This window comes from Nocardia grenadensis NBRC 108939, assembly GCF_001613445.1.
In the GTDB taxonomy this organism is placed as follows: domain Bacteria; phylum Actinomycetota; class Actinomycetes; order Mycobacteriales; family Mycobacteriaceae; genus Nocardia; species Nocardia grenadensis.
Genome location: NZ_BDCJ01000025.1, coordinates 68176 through 92695, shown reverse-complemented (window position 1 = coordinate 92695; position 24520 = coordinate 68176). Strand labels below are relative to the sequence as shown.

The following is a 24520-nucleotide window of genomic DNA, read 5'->3' as shown; positions in this document are numbered from 1 at the left end:
TCACAATGCGGGTCGAACTCCCCCCGATTTCGGTCGGATTCCGGCCTCGCCAACCCCTGGGGAACGTCCAGGCTGTTAGTGTCAGGGCTCACGAGTGCCGCGGCGCCCCGCTGTACCCGCGGAACGACCTGTGTTCTACGACGAGGAGAGTTTGCATGGCACTGAGTGCCGGAACCAGAAGGACGGTTGCCTGCGTGCTCGTGGGTCTCGGCGCGCTGCTTATCGTCGCCGCGCTGATGATCCCCACCTACACCGTCAGCAAGATGGCCAAGACTCCTCTCGACCTCGAGATCACCACCGTCGCGGTCAACCAGAAAGACCAGGAGAGCCTGGTCCTGGATTCCTCGTCGCTGACGGCCGAGGGGCGCTCGGCCGAGGTCAACAAGAATGTACCGCTGGTCTCCCAGCGGTTTCTCACCGTCGAGGACCCCTCCAACGCCGACGAGATGACCATCCAGGCCGGTAACACCCTGCGCCGGATCGATAAATCCGGCGATACCGGCGTGCTGACCGCCTACGTCGACCGGGTCACCATCGACCGCACGACCGGTGAGCCGGTGGCCACCGATCCCAACGGGTCGATCGCGATCACCACGAACTCCAAGGGTGAGAGCATCGCCGATCCGGTACAGCACACGGGGCTGCAGTACCGGTTCCCGATCGGCACCGAGCAGAAGACCTACCCCTACTTCGACGTGCTCGCCCGGACCACCACCGACATGGTGTTCCAGGAAGAGACCGAGATCAACGGCACCAAGGTCTACCACTTCCGGCAGGAGGTCCCGGTGACCAAGCTGGCCGACGTCTCCAAGGCGCCGACCAACAAACTGGAACTGCCCGCCGCCAAGTGGGGCGTCGAAGGCGGCGAAGAACCGGTCACCATGTACCGCTTCTACGGCAACACCCGCGACGTCTGGGTCGAGCCGGAGACCGGCACCATCGTCAAGGGCGGCGAACAGCTCAATATCTTCTACAGCCGCACCGCCGACAAGGTGGAGGTGCCCGCCCTCAAGGCCAATATGGTCTTCGACACCGACACCGTGGAATCCCAGCTCGCCGTGGCCAAGGACAATATCGACAAGCTGTCGCTGTTCGGCCGCGTCCTGCCGATCGTCTTCGGCATCCTCGGCGTGATCGCGCTGATCGCCGGAATCGTGCTCGGCGTCACCGGCGGCCGCGGCGGTCAGCCGGCCCGCCCCACCGGCCCGGCCCGGCGCCCCACCGGCGGTTCCACGGTCGCAGCGGACGACGCCCCGACCACCACATTGCCCCGCACGGGTAACGCGGACGCTCCGACGGAGACCATCAAACTCCCGAAGAACCTCTGAGCGTACGAGCACAGCGAAGGCGCCCCGGACCGGAAAGGTCCGGGGCGCCTTTGTTTGTCGGCTCTTACGGGTAGTTTCGCGACCGTATCCTGCAAGTCAGCGACACAACCGAAGACGGTCTCGACCCCGTGATCGAGCAGTTGGGTCCCCGAGCCAAGGAGGCATTGATGACAACCGCCGAACGGCTCCGCGCCGAAGGTGAGGCCATTGGTGAGGCTCGTGGTGAGGCCCGCGCCCGAACCGAAACTCTGATCGACCTCCTCGATGCCAAATTCGGTTCGGTCCCCCGGACAGCGATCCGGAAGATCGAGACCGGCAGACCCGAAGAAATCCGCACCTGGCTCCGTCGCTCCGTCACGGCCGCCACCCTCGAAAAGGTGTTCAACGGATAGGGAGGCTGCCCGCAGAGGTGGTCTTTTCGTAGGCGGCGGCCGGGCGGACGACTCCGCATTTGAACGCGGTGATTCAGATGCTTCCGTCGAGATCGGCGTGCATCCCACGGATCGCAAGGGGGCGGGATACTTGAGCCGCGTCGGTGGCCCAGCTCCGTCCACCGCGTTCAGCGCAAGTCATGCTGCCGGTCGCTGTCTCTGTTCAGGGTTACCGATGCCTGCCCGACTCCGTCGCGGACCGGTGCTCGTGTGTTTCGTTTCGGGCTGCGGTTCCCGAACCCGGCCTTGCGCTACCGAATCCACATCGAGCTCGGCGGTGAACTCGTCGAGACCTTCGACCTGGAACCAGACCGCTGGCTGGCCCGGGGTATCCGGGAAGGACGGGTTTGCGGTGGTGTCCGGCGGTTCGGAATCGAACGCCTTAACCGTCACGCCCCTCACCAGCCATAAACAGACCATCGCGGTGTTTCGGGACAGCGCGACCTTCGGCCGCGGGGCCTTCCTCGGTGGTGGCCTGCATTGTGTTCCCGCGCCCCTCCAGCCCCAAGGGCGCCCCCGGCGTCACTCCGTGATGGCTACCGCCACCCTCGACCTTGGAGCCTCTGCGCGCGAAGGGCAGGCCGATATAGGGCGGACGGAGCCAGCCCGCCTCTGGGCGCACACCACCACCGAGAAAGCCATTCCAGTGGCCCGGACACGATAAAGCGGCGGACTAGCGCCGAGCCCATCCGCCTGCCCAGGCGCTCCGCACTCAGTCCGCAGCACCACGCTCACTGCCAACGCTCACCAACGACTGAGGCGGGAGCCTTCCGAGGCTGCGCTTTCGCACAATCTGGATCGAATGGCCTTATCTCAGTCGTGACACCAGTCGTGACACCAACGGCGACACCACTACCGGCCAGGCCAACACATGAGACGGGCCAGATACTCACGCCGAAGGTCCTTGCCGCAGACCCGCTTGACCCTCGTAATGAAAAGATCCGGAGTCGGTTCGCTATGTGGCCCAGTTCTCCCGCCGACCACCATCCGAGGTCATAGACTCCACACCTGCTCACGGGCATTGGAACGACCGAGTTATGCACACCCGCCCAGAGCGATTCGTGTAGGGCTGTCTCGGGTCAGAGCGGCAGGTCTCGCACCAGCACATCGAACCTGGGGGCGTCGTCCCAGTCCGGACGTTGCCAACCGACCCGGTACCACCCCCACTTCCGATACCGAGCGTAGGCGCGCTCGTTGGCCGGATTCACCAGCAGTGTCGCCCGTTGCTCGGCGCGACCGGCCAACAGCTTGTCTTGCAAGGCGCGGGCGAGTCCGCGCCCGGTGTACTCGACGCACACCATGATCTCCGAAAGAGCGAAGGTCCGATCACCGGTCTCGACTGTGAACTCCTCCAGATCAGAGTCGTTGAGACCACCGTCGTCCAGGTGCAGCCCACCCCATCCCGCCGCGCCCGGTCGTAGCGGCCATCCCCACGTCTGTCCGGCCGTCGCGCCGTCGACGTAAGCCAACACCAGGTCGAACCCTGAGCCGCGAGCAGGATCGGTGTAGGCGTCGAACCTGTGCATGAATGCCGCAGGGGATTCGAACGGGTCGCCCGAAGCGATCGCATCGACGTAGGAACGGCGGTAGATGTCTTCGACGGTGTCTCGTATTTCGCGGGCCTGGGCGGCGGAGTAACGCCGGAATTCCGGTGCGATCATGCGCTTTCCTTAAGTGTGGCACTCTCCAGCGACGCGAACCGGTCGCGGAACTCTTCGGCCGCGGGATGGTCGACGGTTCGTATCGGGTCCAGTACTCGCAGTGTCCGGCCCGACGTGACGTTCTCCAGTTCGGCGAGCACAGCCGTCCCCAAGGTGAGTGCCGACCGGATATCCCCCATGCGGATATGCGCCACCGCCGCATGCGCTCGATCGCTGACGGCATTGCGAGCGCCCCTCTCCTCCGACGGAGCGGCATAGAGAAGTTCGATGCTTTTGCGTACCTCGCCGATCTCGTCGTATCCGCGTGCCTCGTGCCCACGGATCTCCGCGGGCGTTACGAACCACAGCCACTGTGGGCACTCTTCCAGCGACTCATAGCTGATGGCGTGCTCTACCTCCCGCCAGGCAGTAGAGACGGCGCGACCGAATCCGAGCCGGTCACTGAGCAATCCGCGTGCCTGAGCCTCCCGCCCCGCAATCAGAGCGTGAATCCGGCCCGGCGGCCGGCCACCGGCCAGTGTGCGGGCACGGTCGATCAGCTTCAAGGCGTAATGCGGGCTGCCCTGCCCCCTTCTGGCCAGATCGATCGACTGATTCGCCGCATTCAGGCATGTATGGACAATGAGGTCTTCGTCGCCTGCTTCACTCGCCAGCGAGAGTGCCTCGGCATAGCAACGTCGCGCGACCATATGGCGATCCGAGTCGTGTGCCAGCCAGCCGGTGAGCACAGACAGATGCCCCGTGGCGGAAGCGAAAGCGTGCCCGGTCGCGGTGTCGTAACTCGCGGTGTCGAGGGTGTGTTTGGCGTGCTCGAGCTGTTCGAGCGCGAATCTGAGCAGGGCGCCGCCACCTACCTTCTGGTCCTTCTCTTCCAGCTCGCCGACAGCCGCCAGCAGCCGCTGCGCGTCCGAAGGTCTCGGCAGTCCGGTGCCGGGCGTACCGGGATCGCAAACCACACATCGATCGAAGTCTCGCTGCTCTCCGCACCTGTCACGCCCTTGCCGCCGAACCGAATGGCGCTTCATTATGGATGAGAAAGCAGGGTTCAACACCGGAGATACGCCCACGACTCGGTGCGCCTTCTACCGCTCGTGCGGACTGGCGGCAGTGGTGCAGTCAGAACCACAAAGGATCGTCATCGCGGCCGGGCCTCACGTCGGTGCAGTCACGATGCCCGCCGAGTTGGGTACGGCGGCACGTCGATTACTGTTCGGGCGTGGCCTGTACCGCCAGAGGCTGCCATGGATGATACTATCGTTGATGATAGTATCCCAGGAGGTACTGTGGGCGGATTCATTGGGCGGCGCACCGAGCTCGCCCTTCTCGACGAACTGCTCGAGCCGGTGCGCGGGGGCGGTAGGTCGGGGCGGCCGGGGCGAGCGGTATTGATCCGGGGCCGCAGGCGGGTGGGGAAGTCGCGGCTCGTTGAAGAGTTTCTGGATCGGGCTCGGGTGCCGCACGTGTTCTTCACGGCGGTGGGGGGATCGCGGGACGAGGACTTGGCGGGGTTTGTTTCCGATATCGCCGACTCGGACCTACCTGGCGCCGAACGGGTCTCGGAGTTCGCGGCGCCGAAGACGTGGCGGGCCGCGTTCGACCTACTCGCCACCGTGCTTCCTCGGGATCGTCCGAGCGTGGTCGTCCTGGACGAGATGCCTTATCTGGTGCGGGAAGATCGGGCGTTCGAGGGCACGCTACAGAAGGTTTTCGATCGGACCCTGTCGAAGTTGCCGGTGCTGCTGGTGCTCATCGGTTCCGATATCGCGATGATGGAGAAACTCAACACCTACGGTCGGCCGTTCTATCAGCGCGGTACCGAAATGATCGTGCCCCCGATGAATCCGCGCGATGTCGCGGCTATGCTCGATCTCCGGCCGGCCGATGCGTTCGACGCGTACCTGATCAGTGGCGGTCTGCCGCTGATTCTCGAGGAGTGGCCGCGGGGGGCGGGTCTGTGGGAATACCTCGACTACGCGCTCCGCCACCCCACCTCGGCCTTGCTGGTCAGTGCCGAACGGGCACTGGCTGCCGAATTTCCGACCGAGGCGCAGGCGCGCACGGTTCTCGGCGCGATCGGTCACGGCGAGCGAACTTTCAGTCTCATCGGCCGGGCAGCCGGCGATTTGGCCCCGACCTCGCTCACTCGATCGCTCGGGCTGCTCACCGACCGACGGGTGGTGGCCGCCGAACGTCCGCTCTCGGTGCGGCCGAGCAAGGAAACCCGCTATCGCGTCGAAGATCCCTATCTGCGGTTCTGGCTGTACTTCCTCGGACCCGGTATGCCCGCAATCGAACGTGGACGGGGGGATCGGGTACTCGAGACCATCCGGGCGGGCTGGACTTCCTGGCGGGGCCGGGCCGTGGAGCCGGTGATCCGGGAAGCGCTGTGGCGGGGTGTGGACAGGTACCTGCCCGAGGGGACGGGAGCGATCGGCGGTTACTGGACTCGGACGAACAACCCGGAGATAGATATCGTCGCCGCAGACCGGGGGCCGATCGCCCAGCGGATCACGTGTGTGGGATCGGTGAAGTGGTTGGAGAAGAAACCGTTCGATCAGCGTGACCTCGCGGCTCTCATCACCCACCGGTCACAACTACCGGGCGCCGATGTCGATACTCCGATGCTGGCCGTCGCGCGCGCGGGAGGCTCGACCACGGGTGTGCGGGTGCTGACGCCGGACGAACTGCTCGAGGCATGACCGTGAGGATATAGAGATACGAACCCCGCACCGAAGATTCCGGAGCGGGGTTCCGTGGGTCCGTCAGCGCAACGTGGGTCCGCCCGACAGCGATGTCTTCTGCACGACGTGTCGGCTATTGGTGTTCGGTCTGCGGCCCAGCAGGTCGTAGACCAGCACCTCGGAGGGGGCGTACCACCGCCTGGTCCTTGGGTGTAGAGCAGGTTTCCTTCTGCGTCGTACCACGCACCGTCGCGCAGAGTTGAGCCCTCGGCGTCGGTTCCGGCGTGGACGTCGTCGGCGCGGGCCTGGATCTGGGCGCGTAGTGCCGGGTCGATATCGTCTACTGATCCGGGGTCCGGAGTGTTGGCGTTACACGAGGTGGCCGACCACAACGCGCTGCTGCACCTGCATCAGTGCATCCACGGCGAACCTATTGCTCTCGGTGATGAGTGCGTTCGCCGACTTCGAGCGCGCGCTGATCCTGGAACACCCGCGCGAAGGCATAGCCGCAGCGAAAGCTCGCGGCGGCTACATGGGTCGCATGCCGCCCCTCGCTGCCAACCAGATCGGCCGGCTGCGTGTCTGGGCTGAGGACGGCGAACCCTGACGATCTCGTGCGATGTCAATGATTCGCTTACGGTACGGCCGACTATAATGCCCTGTCCGCTATCAGCTTGTTGACCTGCGAATACGCCGAAGTTGGGTCGGCGGGCCGTGGTTGTAGTGGTCGTGCGGTCCTCGGGTTCAGAGTTACCCCGCCCCGAAGCTTCCGGAGCGGGGTTCGCGTGGGGTCCGTCAGCGCAGGGTGGCGGTGAGGTGTGGGTAGCCCTTCTTCGGATGCTTCAGCGCCAGATCCCAACCCTGCTCGACCTGATCCGCGTACACGTTCACGGTGGACGGCAGCAGGATCGGTTTGCCGAATTTCACCGCGTAGGAGACCTTGTCCGGGACCCGGCCCTCGACCGTGGCGAGGATCGTTGCCGCCGACCACATCCCGTGTGCGATCGCCCGGGGGAAGCCGAAAGCCTTGGCACCCAATGCCGAAGTGTGGATCGGGTTCTGATCACCGGAGGCGTTCGCGTAGCGGGTGATCGTCTTCTGGTCCACTTTCCACGTCCGCAGCGGAGGTGGCGGCACCTCTTCGGGTTTCGGTTCGGGTTTGGGACCGCCCGACAGCGAGGTCTTCTGCTGGTGCAGGAAGGTGGTGACCTGCCGCCACACCAGTTCCCGGCCCACCCGGATCTCGCTGATCGCGTCGACCAGCAGGCCCTTGGGGTGTTCCCGCAGGTTCTCGATATGCGCGGTGATATCGAGCGGTTCGCTCAGCGAGATCTCCCGGGTGCGTTCGATGAGGTTCTCCGCGTGCACCGCGCCGACCGCGACGAACGGGAAGTCGCGCTGCACCACGAGTTTCATGACCAGGGGGAAGGTGATGATGAACGGGTAGGTGAGCGGCAGGGTGTCGCCGAAGCGCAGTCCGGTGGCCGCGCAGTAGGCCGCCAGGTTTTCCGGGTCGACCCGGTAGCCGTCGAGGCGGACGGCGCGGTCCGGGATCTCGGATTTCCGCGACGAGACCAGCGGTATCGCGCCGAGCACGGCCTGTGCGTACAGGCCGCCGTTCTTCGGCGGTGCGTCGAGGGTGATGGTCTCGGTCATCATGCGCCGATCATGCTCTGGCCGCAGACCCGGACGATATTGCCGTTCACCGCGTTCGAGGCCGGGCTGGCGAAGTAGGCGATGGTTTCGGCGACGTCGATGGTCTGGCCGCCCTGGTTCAGGGAGGCCATCAGCCGGCCGCCCTCCCGGGTCGCCAGCGGGATCGCGGCGGTCATGGCGGTCTCGATGAAACCGGGTGCCACGGCGTTGATGGTGATGCCCTTCTCGGCCAGTTCGGGGGCCTCGGCGTTCACCATGCCGATGACGCCGGCCTTGGAGGCGCCGTAGTTGGTCTGCCCGCGGTTACCGGCGATACCGGCGATGGAGGAGACGTCCACCACCCGGCCGCCCTCCTTCAGCGCGCCCGCGGCCACCAGGCCCTGGGTGATGCGGTGTGGCGCGGCCAGGTTCACGTTCAGGACGGCGTTCCAGCGGCCCTCGTCCATATTCGCGAGCAGTTTGTCGCGAGTGATCCCGGCGTTGTGCACGATGATGTCGATCCCGCCGAAACGTTCGGTGGCGAATTCGGCGAGCCGCTGCGCGGCATCGGGTGCGGTGACGTCGAGTGCCAGTGCGGTGGCGCCCACCGTGTTCGCGGTCTCGGCCAAGGCCTCTCCGGCGGCCGGGATATCGGCGACGATGACCTTCGCGCCGTCGCGGGCGAAGACCTCGGCGATGGTGGCGCCGATACCGCGGGCGGCGCCGGTGACCACGGCGACCTTGCCGTCGAGCGGCTTGTCCCAGTTCGCGGGCGCGACCGCGTCGTCCTTACCGACGCGGATCACCTGACCGTCCACGAACGCCGATTTGGCGGAGAGCACGAACCGCAGGGTCGAGGCGAGACCGGTGGCCGCGGGGGAGGCGTCGGGGTGCAGGTACACCAGCTGCGCGGTGGCACCGCGCAGCAGTTCCTTGCCCACCGACCGGGTGAACCCCTCGAGCGCGCGCTGGGCGATCTGGCCGTCCACGTTGCCGGCGAGTTCGGGGGTGGTGCCGATGACCAGGACCCGGCCCGACGGGGCGATACTGCGCATGGCCGGCTGGAAGAACTCGAACAGCTGCGACAGATCCTCGATGCTGCCGATCCCGGTGGCGTCGAAGACCAGTGCGCCGTACTTGGTTCCGGTGGTGTGGGAATCGGCGAAGGTGTAGTCCTCGGCCAGCAGCGCCCGCAGGGGTTCGGCGACCCGGCCCTTACCGCCGAGCAGTACCGGCCCCGGCAGCGGCGGCTCACCGGCCACATAGCGCCGCAATTTCTCCGGTTTCGGCAGGCCCAGCTTGTTCGCGAGGAACCCGCCCGGCGCGGAGTTGACGAACGATCCGTAGAGGTTGGGTGCACCCTTGCTCTTGGCTGCCACAGTTCCCACCTTTTCTGTTGCTCGATGTGGTGTAGGTACCGGTAGTTCCCCGATACCCGCTCGTCCGGTGCCATCACGCCGCCGGCCTGCATCGAGTGCGGGGCTCGGCGGGCGGCCGGCCCGCGGGCGCCGGAGGCGGTGTCGACATTGAACTTACTCCGGAGTAAGTTTATCGTAAACCGAGCGCGGGCGGGCGTCGGAAGCCGCGACGCGCAGCCGCGGCCCGGGCCCGGAGCACCCGACCCTCTCGCCAACTCGACAACCTGGGAGACCCGAGTGACCACCACATCCCGTTCGACCCGTCCGGTAGCGATCCTCGGCGGTAACCGCATCCCGTTCGCGCGTTCCGACAAGGCCTACGCCCACGCCTCCAACCAGGACATGTTCACCGCCACGCTGGACGGGCTGGTGAGCCGCTTCGGCCTGCGATCGGAACGGCTGGGCATGGTCGCCGGCGGCGCGGTGCTCAAACGGGTCGGCGAGCACGGCCTGATCCGGGAGAGCGTGCTGGGTAGCCGGCTCAGCCCCTACACCCCCGCCCACGATCTGCAGCTGGCCTGCGGTACCGGCCTGCAGGCGGTCGTCACCGTCGGCGACGCGATCGCGGCCGGCCGGATCGAAGTGGGTATCGGTGGCGGCACCGACACCACCTCCGACGCGCCCATCGGGGTCAGTGAACGAATGCGCGAGTGGATGCTGAACATCAACCGCGCCCGCACCAATGCCGAGCGGCTGAAACTGGTCGGACAGCTGCGTCCGGGCATGGTCGGTATCGAGATCCCGCGCAATGCCGAACCCCGCACCGGTCTGTCGATGGGCGAGCACGCGGCCATCACCGCCAAGGAGTTCGGGGTCTCCCGGGACGCCCAGGACGAACTGGCCTATCTCTCGCACAAGAATATGGCCGCCGCCTACGAGCGCGGCTTCTTCGACGATCTGGTGACCCCGTTCCTCGGCCTCACCCGCGACGACAACCTGCGCCCGAACTCCTCGCTGGAGAAGCTGGGCACACTGAAGCCGGTCTTCGGGGTGAAGCTGGGCGATGCCACCATGACGGCGGGCAACTCCACTCCGCTCACCGACGGCGCGTCGGCGGTGCTGCTGTCCAGCGACGAATGGGCGGCCGAGCGCAATCTGCCGGTGCTCGCGCATCTGGTGGACAGCGAAGTCGCCGCGGTCGACTACATCCACGGCCCCGACGGCCTGCTCATGGCCCCCACCTACGCGGTGCCGCGGCTGCTCGCCCGCAACGGCCTGACGCTGCAGGATTTCGATTTCTACGAGATCCACGAGGCCTTCGCTTCGGTGGTGCTGGCCACCCTGCAGGCCTGGGAATCGGATCAGTACTGCAAGGAGCGGCTCGGCCTCGACGGGGCGCTCGGTTCGATCGACCGCACCAAGCTGAACGTCAACGGTTCCTCGCTGGCCGCCGGGCACCCGTTCGCCGCCACCGGCGGCCGGATCGTCGCCCAGGCCGCCAAGCAGCTGGCGGAGAAGGGGTCGGGCCGGGCGCTCATCTCGATCTGCGCCGCGGGCGGCCAGGGCGTGGTCGCCATTCTGGAGCGCTGAACCGGCCCGGTACGGGACCGTCCGGCGGGTGAGGGAAGCGCCCACAGCCGTGATGGAACCCGGACCGGCGCAGGGGGACCGGAGGTGCCCCGATCCGAAAGGTCGGGGCACCTCCTTTCCGTTCCCGCGATTCGTCCGTGCGCACGCGGTCCCGGCTCCGGCCGCGCACGCAGGCCCGGCGGCGTGCGGTGCCCGGGTCGCTACGGATTTCGGCCTTCCCGGATCGTCATCGACGCGATGTGGTCGCCACGAGTACCGAAGGTGAATCGGGAGAGGCCGTTGGCGTGGTTGCTGCGCCAGTCGCCGATCACGGTGACCTCGCCGTTGCCGTCATCGACGGTCACCTGTCGCGGCGTGAGGGTGCCGTCGGATCCGATGAATTCCCGCTCGCTCCAGGCGGCGATCGCGTCTCGCCCGGTGAAGGTGCGGCCCCAGTCGTCGACAAAGCCGTCTTCGGTGAACAAATCGAGGAAGCGATCGGCCTCGTGGCGATTGACCACATCGATCAAGGTGTCGACCGGGCTCGGGATCGTCAGCTCATCGGCCATGGGTATGGCGTCCTTCCGTGACGTAGGTGCCTTGCTGTCATCGAAACACGAGCAAGGTGGCGGGGTGTGGATGCGGTTGCGGTGCGCCCCGGACGTGGGCGACGCACCGCACCTCGGCGCCGGTGTCCGCCGCCACTCCTTACCGCGCCGCACTCATCGGGTGGTGTAGCCGCCGTTGGCGAACAGGGTCTGGCCGGTGATCCACCGGCCCTGTGTGCACAGGAAGTGCACGATCGGGGCGATATCTTCGATCTGGGTGAGTTGGTCGCCCATCGCCTGGCTCTTGTGGAACTCCACCCGCTCGTCTGTCTCCTGCGGATAGAAGAACGGTGTGTCCATCGGTCCCGGGGCAATACTGTTCACCGAGATCAGTCGATCGGCGAACTCCTTGGCCGCGGCCCGGGTGAAGTGCTCCACCGGACTTTTGCCCCCGGCGTAGGTGGAGTATCCGTCGGTGAACGCTCCAAGCAGTGCGGTGACGATGGTGATGATCTTGCCATTGTCACCCAGATGCAGGCCGGCCTCCTTGATGAAAAAGTAGGCGGACTTGGCGTTGATGGCGAACATCGAGTCGTAGTCGTCCTCGGTGGTCTCCACGATCGGTTTGCGTAGCACTTTGCCGACTGTGTTCACCGCGATATCGAGCCCACCCAGTTCCTGTGCGGCCTGGTCGAACAGCGCGGTGACATTGGCGGGGACGGTGAGGTCGCCCTGGATCTTGACCGCTCGCCGGCCCGCTTCGCGGACGGATGCGACTGTCTTGTCGGCATCGGACTCGCTCGAGTCGCTGTTGTAGTGGACGGCGACGTCCGCGCCCGCCTGCGCGAGCTGCCGGCTGATCAGACCGCCGAGATTTTTCGCGCCGCCGGCCACCACGGCCTTCTTGCCACTCAGATCTTCGATCATGCGCGCTCCTCCGGCCTCGTCTCTTCTTGTCTCTGACCATTGCCACGCTAGGATCGACGTCCACAAGTGGCAATCACCAAATAGGTGTGAGTCGACAAGCAAAGGTTGTGCCGATGTCGGCAGAGAACACGTCCGCGGAGCAGGAAGACGGCAGAGACAGTCAGCTGGTGGATCTACGGCGGCTGCGTCAGTTCGTCGCGACAGTCGAGGCTCCCAGCATCACTGCGGCGGCCGGCGGCCTGTACATCACCCAGCAGGCACTCTCCTCGGCCTTGCGCAACCTGGAACGAGAACTGGGTGTCGCTCTGTTCGACCGCTCGCAGCGAAGTCTCCGACTCACCGAAGCCGGCCGTGAGTTGTATGCCGCGGCACCGTCGCTGCTGGCCGCGGCAACCCATATCGGTCGCCGCGCCCGCGAAGCCGGCGCGCCACGCCGCCGACCGTTCCTGATCGGCCACACGCCGGCGATCAGCAGTGGCGAAGTGTTCGAACTACTCCGGCCACTGATCGTCGAACAGCCGGATCTGGCGGCTACGGCAGTGGCGATCTATCCGGACGCGATCGCCCGAGAACTCACCGAGGGGCGCCTCGACATCGTCCTTCGTCGAGGTATCGAAACCCCTCGCGACCTCGCCACCAGTATCGTGACCTACCGTCCGTTGCATATCGCGGTGGCGACTTCCCATCCGCTGGCGAGCGCCTCGCTTCTGGAAATGCGGGATCTCGAGCCCTATCCCCTGATCGTGTGGGCGCCCGAACACCATTCCTTCTACACCGACTACCTGGTCTCACACTGTCGCCGAGCCGGGTTCGACCCCACCGTGGTCGTCAACAGGATCCAGGGCACCCCGCCGACCACCGCGCCGGCGGTGTATCCCGACGGCTATGCCTTCGTCACCTCCGATCCTGGCCCGATTCACAACGGGCAGGTGCGCGTCATCCCGATGAGCCCACCGATCTTGGCACCCACCCAGGCGCTCTGGACACCGCACACCATAGATCCGGTCCGAACGCGACTTCTCGAAATGCATTCGGACGCCCCGATCCCTGCCCGACCGCCGCTTCCGGGCAATGCTCACCATCCGGACCGGGCGGTCGGCCCCGACAATGACGTCACCGCCGACGACCATTCCCGACCACTTCGGCAGTGTCAGCCCGACCCGGGTATTTCGTGATGCCCGCCGAAGGCTTCGCGCATCGCGGACAGCGTCTGGTCCGCGTACGTCGATTCACCGCGTGAAGCGAAACGCTGGAACAGTGCCGCCGAGAGCACCGGAGCCGGTACTCCGATATCCACCGCGGCGTCGAGGGTCCAGCGTCCCTCGCCGGAATCGGAGACCCGGCCGCCGAAGGAATCCAGATTCGGGTCGGCGTGCAGTTGGGTCGCGGTGAGGTCGAGCAACCAGGACGCCACCACCGACCCGCGCCGCCAGACCTCGGCGACCTCCGCGATATCGATGTCGTACCGGTAGTATTCCGGATGTTCGAGCGGGGTCTCCTCCGCGGAGTACTCGCCGCCGGCGCGGTTGCCGTAGTCGGCCTTGTGCATGATGTTGAACCCCTCGGCGTAGGCCGCCATGAGGCCGTACTCGATCCCGTTGTGCACCATTTTCACGAAATGGCCCGCCCCCGCGGGACCGCAGTGCAGGTAACCCTCTTCGGCCGGTCCGGGCTCTCCGGCACGTCCCGGGGTCCGTGGCGCGGCCGCCACGCCGGGCGCTATGGCCCGCAGCAGTGGTTCCACGTACCGCACCGGCGCCGCCTCGCCGCCGATCATCAGGCAGAATCCGCGGTCGCGGCCGAACACCCCGCCCGAGGTCCCGATATCGAGGTAGTGGATACCGAGCGGGGTCAGCTGCGCGGCGCGGGCTATATCGTCGTGATACCGGCTGTTGCCGCCATCGATGACGATATCGCCGGGTTCCAGCAGTTCCGCCAGCTGGTCCACCGTGCGGCCGGTGAGACCGGCCGGGATCATCACCCACACCACGCGAGGTGCGTCGAGATCGGCGACGAACTCCGCCAGGTCGGTGCTGCCCCGGAAGCTGTCACCGAGTTCGGCGGCGAGGTTGTCGATCACCTCGGCGTGGCGTTCGCAGCCGACCGCCGTATGACCGGCCGCGATGATCCGCCGCACGATATTCGCCCCCATCCGGCCGAGCCCGATCATGCCCAACTGCATCTCGCGTCCCCTTACTCATAGAGGTCGGATCGCATGCCGCCCCCGATTGTGCCCGCCCCCTCGAGAACTTTCGCCGAGTGCGTGTGTAACGACCCGCGCGTGGCACCGATATACAGGTCGGCTCCGTGCAATCGCCTGACCCCCGACCCGGCGACTGCACGGGGCCACTTTGCTGTCCAGGGCTTTGTTCGGGCGATATGTCCCATCTGTGACGTCAGTGGCTATCCAGATGGCGCAGCTGTGATGGATCCGGCACTGAAGATTACAGTTCGGACAACTATCGTTGGCGAAGGCTCGCACCCCGCGAGTCCCCGAAGTATCGATTGGGGAGGACGGTTCGTGAGCAGCGAATCGAGCACCGACCGAGGTGACAGACGCGACCACGGCCGCCCGCAGCCGGTCGACGGCGGCCTACGTCAGCTGCTCGACAGCGGCCGCGCCCAGCAGGGGCAGCAGTCGCCCGCACCGACCGAACCGGTCGAACAGGCCGGCAATGTCGCGTCCGGCTGGCGCGGGGGCAGCTCCTGGCTGAATCCCAGCGCCGGCTCCGCGGCGCAGCGGTCCGCGGCGGACCAGGACCCCTCGTCGGCGGGTTCGGTGTCCGGCGCCGCTTCTCCCCATACCCTGCCGCACGCCGCGGATGCCCCCCGGCCGGCCGGCCGGGCGGGGCCACCCGGGCCGGGCGCCCCGGGCCCTTCCGGTCCCGGTCCTTCCGGTGCCCGGCCTGCCAACGGTCCTGGACCGGCCGGCCCGCCCGACGCCCGGCCTGCCAACGGTTCCGGGCCAGTAGTGCCCTCCGACGCCAGGACCCCACGCGGCTCCGGCGGTCCGGCGGCCTCCGGTCCCGGCCCGTCCCCCGCCCCGGGTGCCCCCTCGGGTCCCGGCGGCGTTCCCGGCCCCGCTCGGCGCCCCGACAACGGACCGTCCGCTCCCTCCGGCCCCGCCCCGGCCGACCCCACCGGGCCCGAGTACACCACTCAGCAGTTCTCGCTGCCCACCGCCGCGCCCCCGCCCGCCGCGTTCGCCGACGCGGACCCGGACGATGCGCCGACCGAGGTTTTCGATTCGGGCGCGCTGAACAAGCGGCTCTCCGGGGGCCCGTCCTCCTGGCCGGGCCATCCGAACAATCCGACCAGCGCCGATATCCTCGCCCACGGTGACAAATCCGGGCCGCCCACACCGCCGCGCGGCCCGGGTGGGGGCCGCGGTACCGGTGGGTCCGGCGACGACAACGGCCGTTTCTCCGCCGCTCGTACCTGGCTCCGCGACTCCGCGAACGCTCGGCGCGTCCTGCTGGTCGCCGCGATCGTGTTCGGTGTCGCGCTCGTTGGCTATATCGCCGACCTGGTGCTGACCTCGGGCAAGATTCCGCGCGGTGTCGAGGTCGCCGACATCGCCATCGGTGGGATGGACAAGGACGATGCCCGCGCGAAGCTGCAGGCAACACTCGATCCACGTTCGGGCGAAGTCGTCCCGGTGAAGATCGGCGATGTGCAGACCGAGCTGGTTCCGGCCGCGGCCGGTCTCGGCGTGGACTGGGAGGCGACCTGGGAGCGAGTGGGCGGTCAGCCGCTCAATCCGGCGTCGCGGCTGCTGTCCTTCGTGGCCACCCGCGAGGTCACGGTGGCCAGCTCGGTCGACGAGACGGCAATGAGCCGGACCTTCGACGAACTGAAGGTGCACGACCAGCCGCCCGTCGAAGGCGGTATCCATTTCGAGGGCACGCGGCCGATCGAGGTGAACCCCGTCTCCGGCCGGGTCCTGGACGTCGCCGCCGCGCGTACGGTCATCACCGAGCAGTGGGCGACCGCGAGCACCCTGGATCTGCCGGTCGCCGTGGCACCGCCCGCCGTCCGCCAGGACGCGATCGATGCGGCCATGCACCAGATCGCCGAACCCGCGGTGAGCGCTCCGGTGTCCTACACCGGTAAAGAGGGGGCCACCGCCGCTCTGAGCCCGGAGCAGATCGCCACCATCATCGGATTCGTACCGGACGGGCACGGCGGGCTGCGGGTCGAGTTCGACCACAAGGTGGCCACCGATCTGCTCGCCCCCCAGCTGGCCGATACCGAGGTAGAACCCGAGGACGCGACCTTCACCTTCTCCGGTGCGCCCACCGTGGAGCCCGCCGTGGTCGGCGACAAGGTCAACTGGGCCAAAACCCTGGATCAGCTGCCGGCGATGCTCGCCGCGACCGGCGCCCCGCGCACCACACCGGCGATCTACGAGCGAATCGAACCCAAACTCACCACGCAGGCCGCCGAGGCACTCGGTATCAACGAGACAATGGGCGAGTTCACCACCAGCGGTTTCACCGGCCCGTCCGGCGTGAATATCCGCACGGTCGCCCAGGAGGTCGACGGCGCAGTCGTCAAACCGGGCGACACCTTCTCGCTCAACACCCACACCGGACCGCGCACCGCCGCCGAAGGCTATGTGGAATCGGGCATCATCGACCACGGCCGGCCCAGCAAGGCCGTGGGCGGTGGGATCAGCCAGTTCGCCACCACGCTCTACAACGCGGCCTACTTCGCGGGCCTGGAGGACGCCGGCCACACCGAACACAGCTACTACATCTCGCGCTATCCGGCAGCCCGGGAAGCGACCGTGTTCGACGGCGCCATCGACCTGCAGTTCCGGAACAACACTCCGCACGGCATCTACATCCAGGCCGTCGCCGACAGCTCCCAGGTGACCGTTCGCATCTGGGGAACCAAAACGGTGAACGTGGAATCGTTCACCGGCGACCGGACCAAGCCGACCGAACCGGAAACCATCACCCTGCCCGAGGGCGACGACTGCATCGCCTCCACGGGCGCTCCCGGGTTCACCACCTCCGACACCCGGGTGATCACCGATATCAACACCGGCGCCGAGATCTCCCGCCACACCCGGACCGTGAAATACGACCCGGTGCCGGAGGTCAAATGCGAGTCGCCGGACAAGGAGAAGGCGGAAGAATCCACCGACGAGCCGAGCGGCGGCAGCCAGCCCGGCAGCACCGCTCCGAGCAGCCGGCCGAGCAGCCGCCCCGGATCTCGCTGAGATACGACAGTGCCCGCCCCGGAAGCCGGGGCGGGCACTGTCGTATCCGAAGGAGCTACAGCGGCGTGCGCATCAAGAGCACGTTGTATTGGCGGTGCACGGTGAGCAGGAAGTACAGGTCGCTGCCGGTCTGGTACGGGAAGATCATCGGCGCGTAGGCCGTCGGCAGCGCGGCCGCTTCCAGCAGCACCCGGGGTGTGCTCCACGGACCCTCCGGCGCGTCCGCGGTGCGCAGCACCACCGAGTTGTACGGATCCGTCGTCAGCATCACGAACTTGCGCAGATGGTCGTTCCACTGCACCGACAGTTCGGCCACCCCGTCGACGACCGGTGCGGCCGCCTTGGCGTCGCCGGGCTTCCAGCCGTGCCCATCCCAGTACTCGTAGGCGTCGATATTCGTGATATCGGCCTCCTGTACCCGGGACACGTACCCGGGATGGTTACGGCCCGCCGGAGTGCCGTACCGGTACACGAATCCGTCGTCCTTCACGAACGCGTTCTGCTGGAACCGCTCATGTCCGTCCACATTCGCCCGGCGCGTGGTCGGCAGCTGGGCCCAGGTCCGTCCGCCGTCGCCGGACGCGGCGAGGGTGGCGAAGTTGGTGGTCCACAGACCGTGATCGCCCCACTCCCGCACCGACATCATGCTCAGGTACTGCACACCGCCCACCGAGATACCGGCGGTCGGGATCAAACTGATCTCGACACCCGGGATCTTCGGGCTGGGCAGCGGATTCGGGACCGCGCCGTCGAAAACGATGCCCTGGGCCGGATCCTTGGTGTGGCTGAAGAACAGGGCATTGCTGGTCCACGCCCACACACTGCCGGCCAGCAGGTTCGGCACTCCGAGTCCCGCGGAATCGCCGAACGCGGTCAACAGCGTGCCCGCCCCGTCGTCCCACATCACCCCCAGATCGGTGCCCAGCACATTCACCTGCTGCGTCCGGTTGGGGCTGTCCATACCCGTCACCTGGTAGATGGCCTGGGTGTCCCCGGGTAGCGTCGGCAGACCACGGGGTTCGCCGTTGATACCGGGAATCGGGTTCACATTGTTCGGATCCGCTACCGCCGGACCGGCCAGCACCAGGGCCGCGACAGCACCGGCGACTCCGGTACGCACTAGAAGGGACAGCGGGCGGGGGGTCATCTCGATGTCCTCCTGCTGGGCGGCGCGGCGACTCAGGGGGTCATCTTGCCATGATCACAGCCGCCCCGCGGGGTGCTGTGGTTTCGGCGTCGCGGGGTCGAGGCCCCGAACGCGCTGATCCGGCGCGACGAAGAAGAGCGTGCGCAGCAGACAGTCAGGGATGAATGGGTGTGTCGACTATGTGGGCAACAATATGCGCAATGCCGTCGGGTATGACGCAGGAATACTCGACCGAGTAGCTACTGGGCATAGCTGGACCCGCGGGCTCTTGCGATGAACATGCACGGCTTGCCAGGTGCCGGCGGCTGCACTGTGTCCGGTCGGTCTCGCTCGAACAAGTGGTCGTAGCCGATTGCGAGCAGTCGAGAGCCGGACCGGGCCTCGACTGCCACTTCGCTCACCGCGATGGTGATCGCACCTGCCCACCGGCCGGCGTCGGCTTCTCCGATCGGCCTCGGCGCGTACTGTCGCCGGGGGTGCCGTAACGCGCCACCATGGTCTGCACCGCCTGGCTCACCGCCCTGTCGATATCGGCAGGCCCGGGATTCCAATCCACCAGCAGCATCCGCGGCCAGAAAACGTAATCGGAGATCATTCCCAGGAACTGGGTGGCGCCGGTCACGCTGTCGTGGGGTAGTGCTGTGCCGGCGTCCTGCTCGGCTTCCAGATAGCGGCGCACCGAGGTGAAGTAGGGCATCTTGCCCTTCTGGAACAGAGTCTGGCCGAGCTCGGGAAACCGCGGCAGCTCGGCAATGACGATGCGGAACAGCGACGCCATGCCGGGCCTGCTCAAAAGAGTGGCATAGCGACCCCCGACAGCGGTGAGACCGGCGCGCAGATCACCGGCCTGCGGGGCTGTCTCCTCGCCCGAATCAGGGCTCCACGATTCGGTGACTATCGCCTCGAACAGTGCCGCCTTGGTCGGAAACTGCTTGAACAAGGTGGCTTTGGACACCCCGGCCTCTTCGGCGACCCGTGACAGTGAGGTGCCGTCGTAACCGGAGTCCAGAAACAGCCGGGCCGCTGCCTCGATGATGGCGGAACGCTTCTCAGCGGCGACGCGCTGGTGATACGTCCGAGCCCCAGTGGTCATGGAACCAGCATGCCACACTCTGAGGCGAGTCACTTGACTCACCACTGAAGAATCCGTACCTTGGCAATGGTGAGTTGATCGACTCACCATTTTCCGGGAAGGAGAGCCTCATGGGGCGCTTCGACAATCACACCGTCCTCATCACCGGGGCCACCAGCGGTCAAGGTGCCCGCCATGCGCACGCCTTTCACTCCGAGGGCGCCCAGGTCGTGCTCACCGGCCGCGAAGACGAAGCCGGACGGGCGTCGGCCGCGGAACTCGGCCACCGGGCGCACTTCGTGCACCTGGATGTCAGCCGCGAAGAGGACTGGACCGCAGCGGTCGAGCAGGTACAACGGCATTTCGGACCGATCACCATCCTCGTGAACAACGCCGGAATCCAGAACCGGGCCGCCGAAATCGAGCACACCGACCTCGGCGACTGGCGGACAGTGCTGGACGTCAACCTCACCGGAGCGTTTCTCGGCATCCGCGCCGTGACACCGTCCATGCGCGCTGCCGGCGGTGGGTCCATCGTGAACATCGCTTCCACGATGGCCCACGTCGGCACCGCGTTCTACGCCCCCTACACCGCCAGCAAATGGGCCCTGCGCGGACTCACCCGGACCGCAGCACTCGAACTCGGACGCGACAACATCCGAGTCAATTCCATCGCGCCCGGTGTCGTCTCCACGCCGCTGATCAACGAACCAGCGGCCCCCGGCGAGCGTCCGATCTCCGACTTCTACACACCCGACCCGTTCGCAGTCCCCAGACTTGCCGATCCTGAGGAGATCTCGCGATTGTTGCTGTTCATCACCTCACCGGAGGCGAGCTTCGCGACCGGCTCGGAATTCGTGCTCGACGGCGGCCTGCTGCTCGGCCCCGCACTGAAATACGACTCGGGCACCGCAGCCTGATCGCCGGACACGTGAAGAAAACCATGATGGATGCAGCAGTTGCTCCGGATAACACCTGCCGCATCCACCCGCCAGAACCCGAATCCAGGAATCGGCGTTGCCGCCGTGTCAGACCGAGATGCAGCTGTATGCCGCGATCCGGTGAGACTCCCGGGCAGGCGGAAACTGCAGTACAAGCGCATCGTCGGATATCAAAGGGTGAAGACCACGTTGCGAGTTCGGCGTGGCCGGCCGGCGACGGCGCGAGAAGTACCCGCCGCGGGCGTTGAATCCGGACGCGTTCCAGCTGATCCCAGAATGTCGAATCAAGCGGGGTACACCACAGCGAGGTTGGATTACTCGGCCGCCGAGGCGTGAGCGGCGACGACCCGCCAGCCACGGGAGTCGTCGTGCGCCCAGGTGCGGGTGTAACGCATCCTGGCCGCGAATGGTGACCCGTGAATGCTTCCTTCGACGAGGCCGAGGAACCACGTGACCCCGGTTGTCCCTTCCACCAGCACCGTCAGCTGTTCTTCCTCGAGCTTGCTCACGATCTGAGCCCTGGTGCGGTGCAGCTCGAGATCATCGGCCTTGGTGACCGTGTCGGCGCCGAGCGTGAAGATCAACCGATCATCGAGTAACTCATCCAGCATCTGGACATCCCCAGCCAGCTGCGCGGCCTGAAGTCGCCGCTCGGCTTCTCGCAAGTCGTTCTCCATGACCCCCATCCTGCCAGCGCGCTGTCGGTCGAGCCCTCCCGTTTCGCTCACAGCAGACCTACGCCCGCGGATTCCGCACCGGGTACCACTCACCGTCGATGCTCTGGCCGCCCGGAGTGACTCTACTTTCCGTCTGGATTCCCGGCTCTTGCAACGTCCTCCTGACGTTCGAATTCACCTGGAGAACGACGCTGCAGTTCACCTGCCCGGCCGCTACGGCCGGGAGGATGCCGGGGGCAGGGCCGGCTCAGCGCGGGCGTGCCACGTTCTCGGGGAACTGCCCCTCAACGTTGCCGGCCGGGCTGTAGAGAGCGACGGCGGCGGTGTAGCCGCCCTCCGAGGCGTACCCGACACCGAGTCGGGTGCTGGCCTTCCACACCAACTGCGTGAAATGACCCGTCGCCATGCTGAACCCGGGGTTGTTGAAGTCGTAGCCCTCGACCTCGTCGTACCACATCTGCGTGCCCATCTGAACAAAGGAGACACCGTCCCAGCTGCCCTCTCCCCCCACGAGGTTTTCCCCGGCCCCGTTCTTGTAGGGGCAGCTGTGATCGATCGTGCGCTTTTGGGTGTAGTACTGCGCGCATTTCTGGGCCGAGTCATTCAGGCTCTGGGTCGAGGTCATGGCCGGAGAACCATGCTTGGCCCGGTACTGGTTGTGCAGGGTGAGCCCGGTCTGCGCGTAGTCGCTCTGTCCGGCGGCAGGGCCCCCGCCGGTGACGAGCGCGGCGAGCATCACCGCGGCAACAACCGATCCCAATCGACCGACACGCACGACAACCTCCCGAAACAGAGCCGGACACAACAGAAACGAACCACACGAACCTCGGAACATCCACAGGCTGTGTGGGTTCCGGGCTCAGGTGAGCATACTCGTACTCGCCGCGCTGCTCCGCGAATCTCCGACGAACACTCGACCTCGGCAGCAGCCAACCCGCGAAGGCGGTACAGCAAAGACTGGGCAGCGGTGTCCCGCCGACGCCTTGACGCGCCAGGACCGTGAGAGCGGGCGCCGCCTCCATGAATGGACCGGATACGAGGCCGGCAGTGCGACCGGGTCGGCATCGAATCTGGACATCGAATCCCTACGTAACCATATGCGTCGGGTTCTACGAGACACCGCGAAGGGTTGAGGCCGGTCTGTCCCTTGGCCGGAGATGCTCAACGGTCGGCCTTCCGGGGAAGGCCGACCGCTCGCGGCTCGAGGCCGAAACGGCGAGACCACGGGGTCTCGCCCCCGCGCCGCCGCCAGAGAACTCAGAACGCGGCTTCGTCGAGCTCCATGATGTCGTTGTCGAGGTTCGACAGGACAGTGCGGGTGGCGGTCAGTTCGGGCAGGATGTTGCGGGCGAAGAACTGTGCCACGGCGACCTTTCCCTGGTAGAAGTTCTTGTCCGCGCCTTCGGCGCCCGCGTCGAGAGCCGCGCCCGCGACCTCGGCGTGGCGCAGCAACTGCCAGCCGATGAGCAGGTCGCCCACCGAGAGCAGGAAGCGGACCGAGCCGAGGCCCACCTTGTACAGCTCTTCGGGCTGCTCCTGGGCACCCATCAGGTGTCCGGTGAGGGTGGCGGCCATGGCCTGCACATCCTCGAGCGCGGTCGCGAGCAGTTTCCGCTCACCCTTGAGGCGGCCGTTGCCCGCCTCGGCGTCGATGAACTTCTGGATCTGGCCGGCGACGTGCGCCAGGGCCACACCGCGATCGCGGGCGATCTTGCGGAAGAAGAAGTCCTGGGCCTGGATGGCGGTGGTGCCCTCGTACAGCGAGTCGATCTTGGCGTCGCGGATGTACTGCTCGATCGGATAGTCCTGCAGGAACCCGGAACCGCCCAGGGTCTGCAGGGATTCGGTCAGGTACTGGTAGGCGCGCTCGGAGCCGACGCCCTTGACGATCGGCAGCAGCAGGTCGTTGACGCGGGCGGCGGTGTCGGCGTCCGCGCCGGAGACAACGGCCGCGATATCGGCGTCCTGGTGGGCGGCGGTGTAGAGATACACCGCACGCAGGCCCTCCGCGTAGGCCTTCTGGGTGGCCAGGCTGCGGCGCACATCCGGGTGGTGGGTGATGCTGACCCGCGGCGCGGTCTTATCACTCATCCGGGTCAGGTCGGCGCCCTGGACCCGCTCCTTGGCGTATTCCAGTGCGTTCAGGTAACCGGTCGACAGGGTCGCGATCGCCTTGGTGCCGACCATCATTCGCGCATGCTCGATGACCTCGAACATCTGCGCGATGCCCTGGTGGACCTCGCCGACGAGCCAGCCCTGGGCCGGGACGCCGTGGCCGCCGAAGGTGACCTCGCAGGTGGCCGAGACCTTCAGGCCCATCTTGTGCTCGACATTGGTGACGAAGACACCGTTGCGCTCGCCCAGTTCACCGGTCTCGTGGTCGAAGTGGAACTTCGGTACGAAGAACAGCGACAGACCCTTGGTGCCCGGGCCGGCGCCCTCTGGGCGGGCGAGCACCAGGTGCATGATGTTCGGGAACAGGTCGTCGGAATCGGCCGAGGTGATGAAGCGCTTCACGCCCTCGATATGCCAGGAGCCGTCTTCCTGCTGGACCGCCTTGGTGCGGCCGGCGCCCACATCGGAGCCGGCGTCGGGCTCGGTGAGCACCATGGTGGCGCCCCAGCCCTGCTCGACGGCGATCTTGGCCCATTTCTTCTGCTCTTCGGTGGCGTTGTTGTAGAAGATATTGGCGAAGCCGGGGCCGGCGGCGTACATGAAGGCCGCGGGCTGGGCGCCGAGCACCAGTTCGGCGATGGCCCAGTAGGCGGCGCGGGGGAAGTCGATACCGCCGAGCTCGGGGTCGACGGAGTAGGAGTCCCAGCCGCCTTCCTGCAGGGTGCGGTAGCTCTTCTTGAAGGATTCGGGGAGGGAGACGGTGTGGGTTTCCGGGTCGAAGACCGGCGGGTTGCGGTCGGCGTCTGCGAAGGATTCGCCCAGCGGTCCCTCGGCCAGGCGACGGACCTCGTTCAGCATCTCCTTGACGGTGTCGGTGTCGAGATCGCCGTAGGCGCCGGACTCCAGGATGCTGCCCAGGCCGAGTACCTCGAAGAGGTTGAACTCCAGGTCGCGGACGTTGCTCTTGTAATGACCCATTGTGATGCTCACTCTCCGTTGAGTCGGGTGCGGTCGGTATTCATACCGTTCCCGCCCGTCGGTTGCCGCCGGGTAGCTGACGTATAACGGCAGGCTACTCGCGGGTAACTTATTAATTATATTACCGGCGAGTAAGGCTGTCGGCAACGGAGTCGCGCCGCATTGTGATGCGCGGAACAGGCGCAACCCCCTCACCAGCGGTTTCGGTCCGATATCGGGCGGCGT

General features: G+C 66.6%; 20 protein-coding genes. 8 read left to right on the top strand and 12 right to left on the bottom strand.

The genetic code is table 11. The features are described 5' to 3' along the window. Nucleotides 1-155: 155 nt before the first annotated feature. A complete protein-coding gene (gene pgfA, locus NGR01S_RS24840) occupies nt 156-1328 on the top strand; it encodes a cell envelope lipid trafficking protein PgfA (protein WP_063040891.1) in 1173 nt (390 codons plus the stop codon). A gap of 167 nt (nt 1329-1495) precedes the next feature. Continuing rightward, nucleotides 1496-1720 (top strand): hypothetical protein, encoded by a 225-nt coding sequence (locus NGR01S_RS24835; protein WP_157107425.1) that lies wholly within the window; start codon nt 1496-1498, stop codon nt 1718-1720. A 1118-nt stretch (nt 1721-2838) separates the two neighbouring features. Here the strand turns inward: NGR01S_RS24835 and NGR01S_RS24825 are convergent. Together NGR01S_RS24825 and NGR01S_RS24820 are read right to left on the bottom strand one after the other, a co-directional pair. Next, nucleotides 2839-3420, bottom strand: coding sequence for a GNAT family N-acetyltransferase (locus tag NGR01S_RS24825; RefSeq protein WP_063040885.1), 582 nt, complete (start codon nt 3418-3420; stop codon nt 2839-2841). Continuing rightward, nucleotides 3417-4376 (bottom strand): NsdA family TPR-like regulatory protein, encoded by a 960-nt coding sequence (locus NGR01S_RS24820; protein ID WP_063040883.1) that lies wholly within the window; start codon nt 4374-4376, stop codon nt 3417-3419. Before NGR01S_RS24820 ends, NGR01S_RS24825 begins: the two co-directional genes overlap by 4 nt. A 327-nt stretch (nt 4377-4703) precedes the next feature. Between NGR01S_RS24820 and NGR01S_RS24815 the strand changes: the two genes are divergently transcribed. Further along, on the top strand, nt 4704-6119 hold the full coding sequence (locus NGR01S_RS24815; RefSeq protein ID WP_063040881.1) for an ATP-binding protein: 1416 nt from the start codon (nt 4704-4706) through the stop codon (nt 6117-6119). Between the two features lie 304 nt (nt 6120-6423). Further along, nucleotides 6424-6708: a recombinase family protein gene (locus NGR01S_RS33265; protein WP_373861461.1), complete on the top strand. Its 285-nt coding sequence runs from the start codon at nt 6424-6426 to the stop codon at nt 6706-6708. Between the two features lie 188 nt (nt 6709-6896). Here the strand turns inward: NGR01S_RS33265 and NGR01S_RS24810 are convergent, their stop codons facing one another. Together NGR01S_RS24810 and NGR01S_RS24805 are read right to left on the bottom strand one after the other, a co-directional pair. Further along, nucleotides 6897-7760, bottom strand: a complete 864-nt coding sequence (locus tag NGR01S_RS24810) for a MaoC family dehydratase (protein WP_063040879.1) — start codon at nt 7758-7760, stop codon at nt 6897-6899. Continuing rightward, nucleotides 7757-9115, bottom strand: a complete 1359-nt coding sequence (locus NGR01S_RS24805) for a 3-oxoacyl-ACP reductase (RefSeq protein WP_063040877.1) — start codon at nt 9113-9115, stop codon at nt 7757-7759. The genes NGR01S_RS24810 and NGR01S_RS24805 overlap by 4 nt, the downstream gene beginning before the upstream one ends. A 276-nt stretch (nt 9116-9391) precedes the next feature. Here NGR01S_RS24805 and NGR01S_RS24800 point away from each other — a divergent pair, with 276 nt between their 5' ends. Continuing rightward, the gene (locus NGR01S_RS24800; RefSeq protein WP_063040875.1) at nt 9392-10684 is read left to right on the top strand and encodes an acetyl-CoA C-acetyltransferase; all 1293 of its coding nucleotides are present in this window, start codon (nt 9392-9394) and stop codon (nt 10682-10684) included. A gap of 200 nt (nt 10685-10884) precedes the next feature. Here NGR01S_RS24800 and NGR01S_RS24795 read toward each other — a convergent pair whose 3' ends face one another. After that, entirely contained in the window at nt 10885-11232 is a 348-nt protein-coding gene (locus tag NGR01S_RS24795) for a nuclear transport factor 2 family protein (protein ID WP_063040873.1), read from the bottom strand. 153 nt (nt 11233-11385) lie between these two features. Beyond that, a complete protein-coding gene (locus NGR01S_RS24790) occupies nt 11386-12138 on the bottom strand; it encodes an SDR family oxidoreductase (protein WP_063040871.1) in 753 nt (250 codons plus the stop codon). 113 nt (nt 12139-12251) lie between these two features. Between NGR01S_RS24790 and NGR01S_RS24785 the strand changes: the two genes are divergently transcribed. Continuing rightward, complete coding sequence (locus tag NGR01S_RS24785) at nt 12252-13313, top strand: LysR family transcriptional regulator (protein WP_084481680.1); 1062 nt, start codon at nt 12252-12254, stop codon at nt 13311-13313. On the opposite strand, the gene gnd is transcribed toward NGR01S_RS24785, so the two are convergent. Continuing rightward, the gene (gene gnd, locus NGR01S_RS24780; RefSeq protein ID WP_063040869.1) at nt 13289-14320 is read right to left on the bottom strand and encodes a phosphogluconate dehydrogenase (NAD(+)-dependent, decarboxylating); all 1032 of its coding nucleotides are present in this window, start codon (nt 14318-14320) and stop codon (nt 13289-13291) included. The two genes, NGR01S_RS24785 and gnd, sit on opposite strands and share 25 nt — an antisense overlap. 339 nt (nt 14321-14659) lie before the next feature. On the opposite strand from gnd, the gene NGR01S_RS32910 reads away from it, so the two are divergent. Continuing rightward, the gene (locus NGR01S_RS32910) at nt 14660-17365 is read left to right on the top strand and encodes a VanW family protein (RefSeq protein WP_063040867.1); all 2706 of its coding nucleotides are present in this window, start codon (nt 14660-14662) and stop codon (nt 17363-17365) included. A 55-nt stretch (nt 17366-17420) separates the two neighbouring features. On the opposite strand, the gene NGR01S_RS24770 is transcribed toward NGR01S_RS32910, so the two are convergent. Then, nucleotides 17421-18512, bottom strand: coding sequence for a glycoside hydrolase family 183 protein (locus NGR01S_RS24770; protein ID WP_063040865.1), 1092 nt, complete (start codon nt 18510-18512; stop codon nt 17421-17423). Nucleotides 18513-18909: 397 nt separating this feature from the next. Then, the gene (locus tag NGR01S_RS24765; RefSeq protein WP_084481679.1) at nt 18910-19605 is read right to left on the bottom strand and encodes a TetR/AcrR family transcriptional regulator; all 696 of its coding nucleotides are present in this window, start codon (nt 19603-19605) and stop codon (nt 18910-18912) included. A 110-nt stretch (nt 19606-19715) separates the two neighbouring features. Between NGR01S_RS24765 and NGR01S_RS24760 the strand changes: the two genes are divergently transcribed. Further along, a complete protein-coding gene (locus NGR01S_RS24760; RefSeq protein WP_063040863.1) occupies nt 19716-20504 on the top strand; it encodes a glucose 1-dehydrogenase in 789 nt (262 codons plus the stop codon). 335 nt (nt 20505-20839) lie between these two features. Here the strand turns inward: NGR01S_RS24760 and NGR01S_RS24755 are convergent, their stop codons facing one another. The 3 genes from NGR01S_RS24755 to NGR01S_RS24745 form a co-directional block, all read right to left on the bottom strand. Next, on the bottom strand, nt 20840-21202 hold the full coding sequence (locus NGR01S_RS24755; protein ID WP_063041019.1) for a nuclear transport factor 2 family protein: 363 nt from the start codon (nt 21200-21202) through the stop codon (nt 20840-20842). 247 nt (nt 21203-21449) lie between these two features. Further along, the gene (locus NGR01S_RS24750) at nt 21450-21977 is read right to left on the bottom strand and encodes a CAP family protein (protein ID WP_169811963.1); all 528 of its coding nucleotides are present in this window, start codon (nt 21975-21977) and stop codon (nt 21450-21452) included. A gap of 482 nt (nt 21978-22459) precedes the next feature. Beyond that, nucleotides 22460-24295, bottom strand: coding sequence for an acyl-CoA dehydrogenase (locus NGR01S_RS24745; protein ID WP_063040859.1), 1836 nt, complete (start codon nt 24293-24295; stop codon nt 22460-22462). Nucleotides 24296-24520 lie beyond the last annotated feature (225 nt).

Coding starts and splice junctions, on each gene's coding strand:
- pgfA (WP_063040891.1), top strand. CDS start 156: ATGGCACTGAGTGCCGGAACCAGAAGGACGGTTGCCTGCGTGCTCGTG.
- NGR01S_RS24835 (WP_157107425.1), top strand. CDS start 1,496: ATGACAACCGCCGAACGGCTCCGCGCCGAAGGTGAGGCCATTGGTGAG.
- NGR01S_RS24825 (WP_063040885.1), bottom strand. CDS start 3,420: ATGATCGCACCGGAATTCCGGCGTTACTCCGCCGCCCAGGCCCGCGAA.
- NGR01S_RS24810 (WP_063040879.1), bottom strand. CDS start 7,760: ATGATGACCGAGACCATCACCCTCGACGCACCGCCGAAGAACGGCGGC.
- NGR01S_RS24795 (WP_063040873.1), bottom strand. CDS start 11,232: ATGGCCGATGAGCTGACGATCCCGAGCCCGGTCGACACCTTGATCGAT.
- NGR01S_RS24790 (WP_063040871.1), bottom strand. CDS start 12,138: ATGATCGAAGATCTGAGTGGCAAGAAGGCCGTGGTGGCCGGCGGCGCG.
- NGR01S_RS24785 (WP_084481680.1), top strand. CDS start 12,252: ATGTCGGCAGAGAACACGTCCGCGGAGCAGGAAGACGGCAGAGACAGT.
- gnd (WP_063040869.1), bottom strand. CDS start 14,320: ATGCAGTTGGGCATGATCGGGCTCGGCCGGATGGGGGCGAATATCGTG.
- NGR01S_RS24770 (WP_063040865.1), bottom strand. CDS start 18,512: ATGACCCCCCGCCCGCTGTCCCTTCTAGTGCGTACCGGAGTCGCCGGT.
- NGR01S_RS24765 (WP_084481679.1), bottom strand. CDS start 19,605: ATGACCACTGGGGCTCGGACGTATCACCAGCGCGTCGCCGCTGAGAAG.
- NGR01S_RS24760 (WP_063040863.1), top strand. CDS start 19,716: ATGGGGCGCTTCGACAATCACACCGTCCTCATCACCGGGGCCACCAGC.
- NGR01S_RS24755 (WP_063041019.1), bottom strand. CDS start 21,202: ATGGAGAACGACTTGCGAGAAGCCGAGCGGCGACTTCAGGCCGCGCAG.
- NGR01S_RS24745 (WP_063040859.1), bottom strand. CDS start 24,295: ATGGGTCATTACAAGAGCAACGTCCGCGACCTGGAGTTCAACCTCTTC.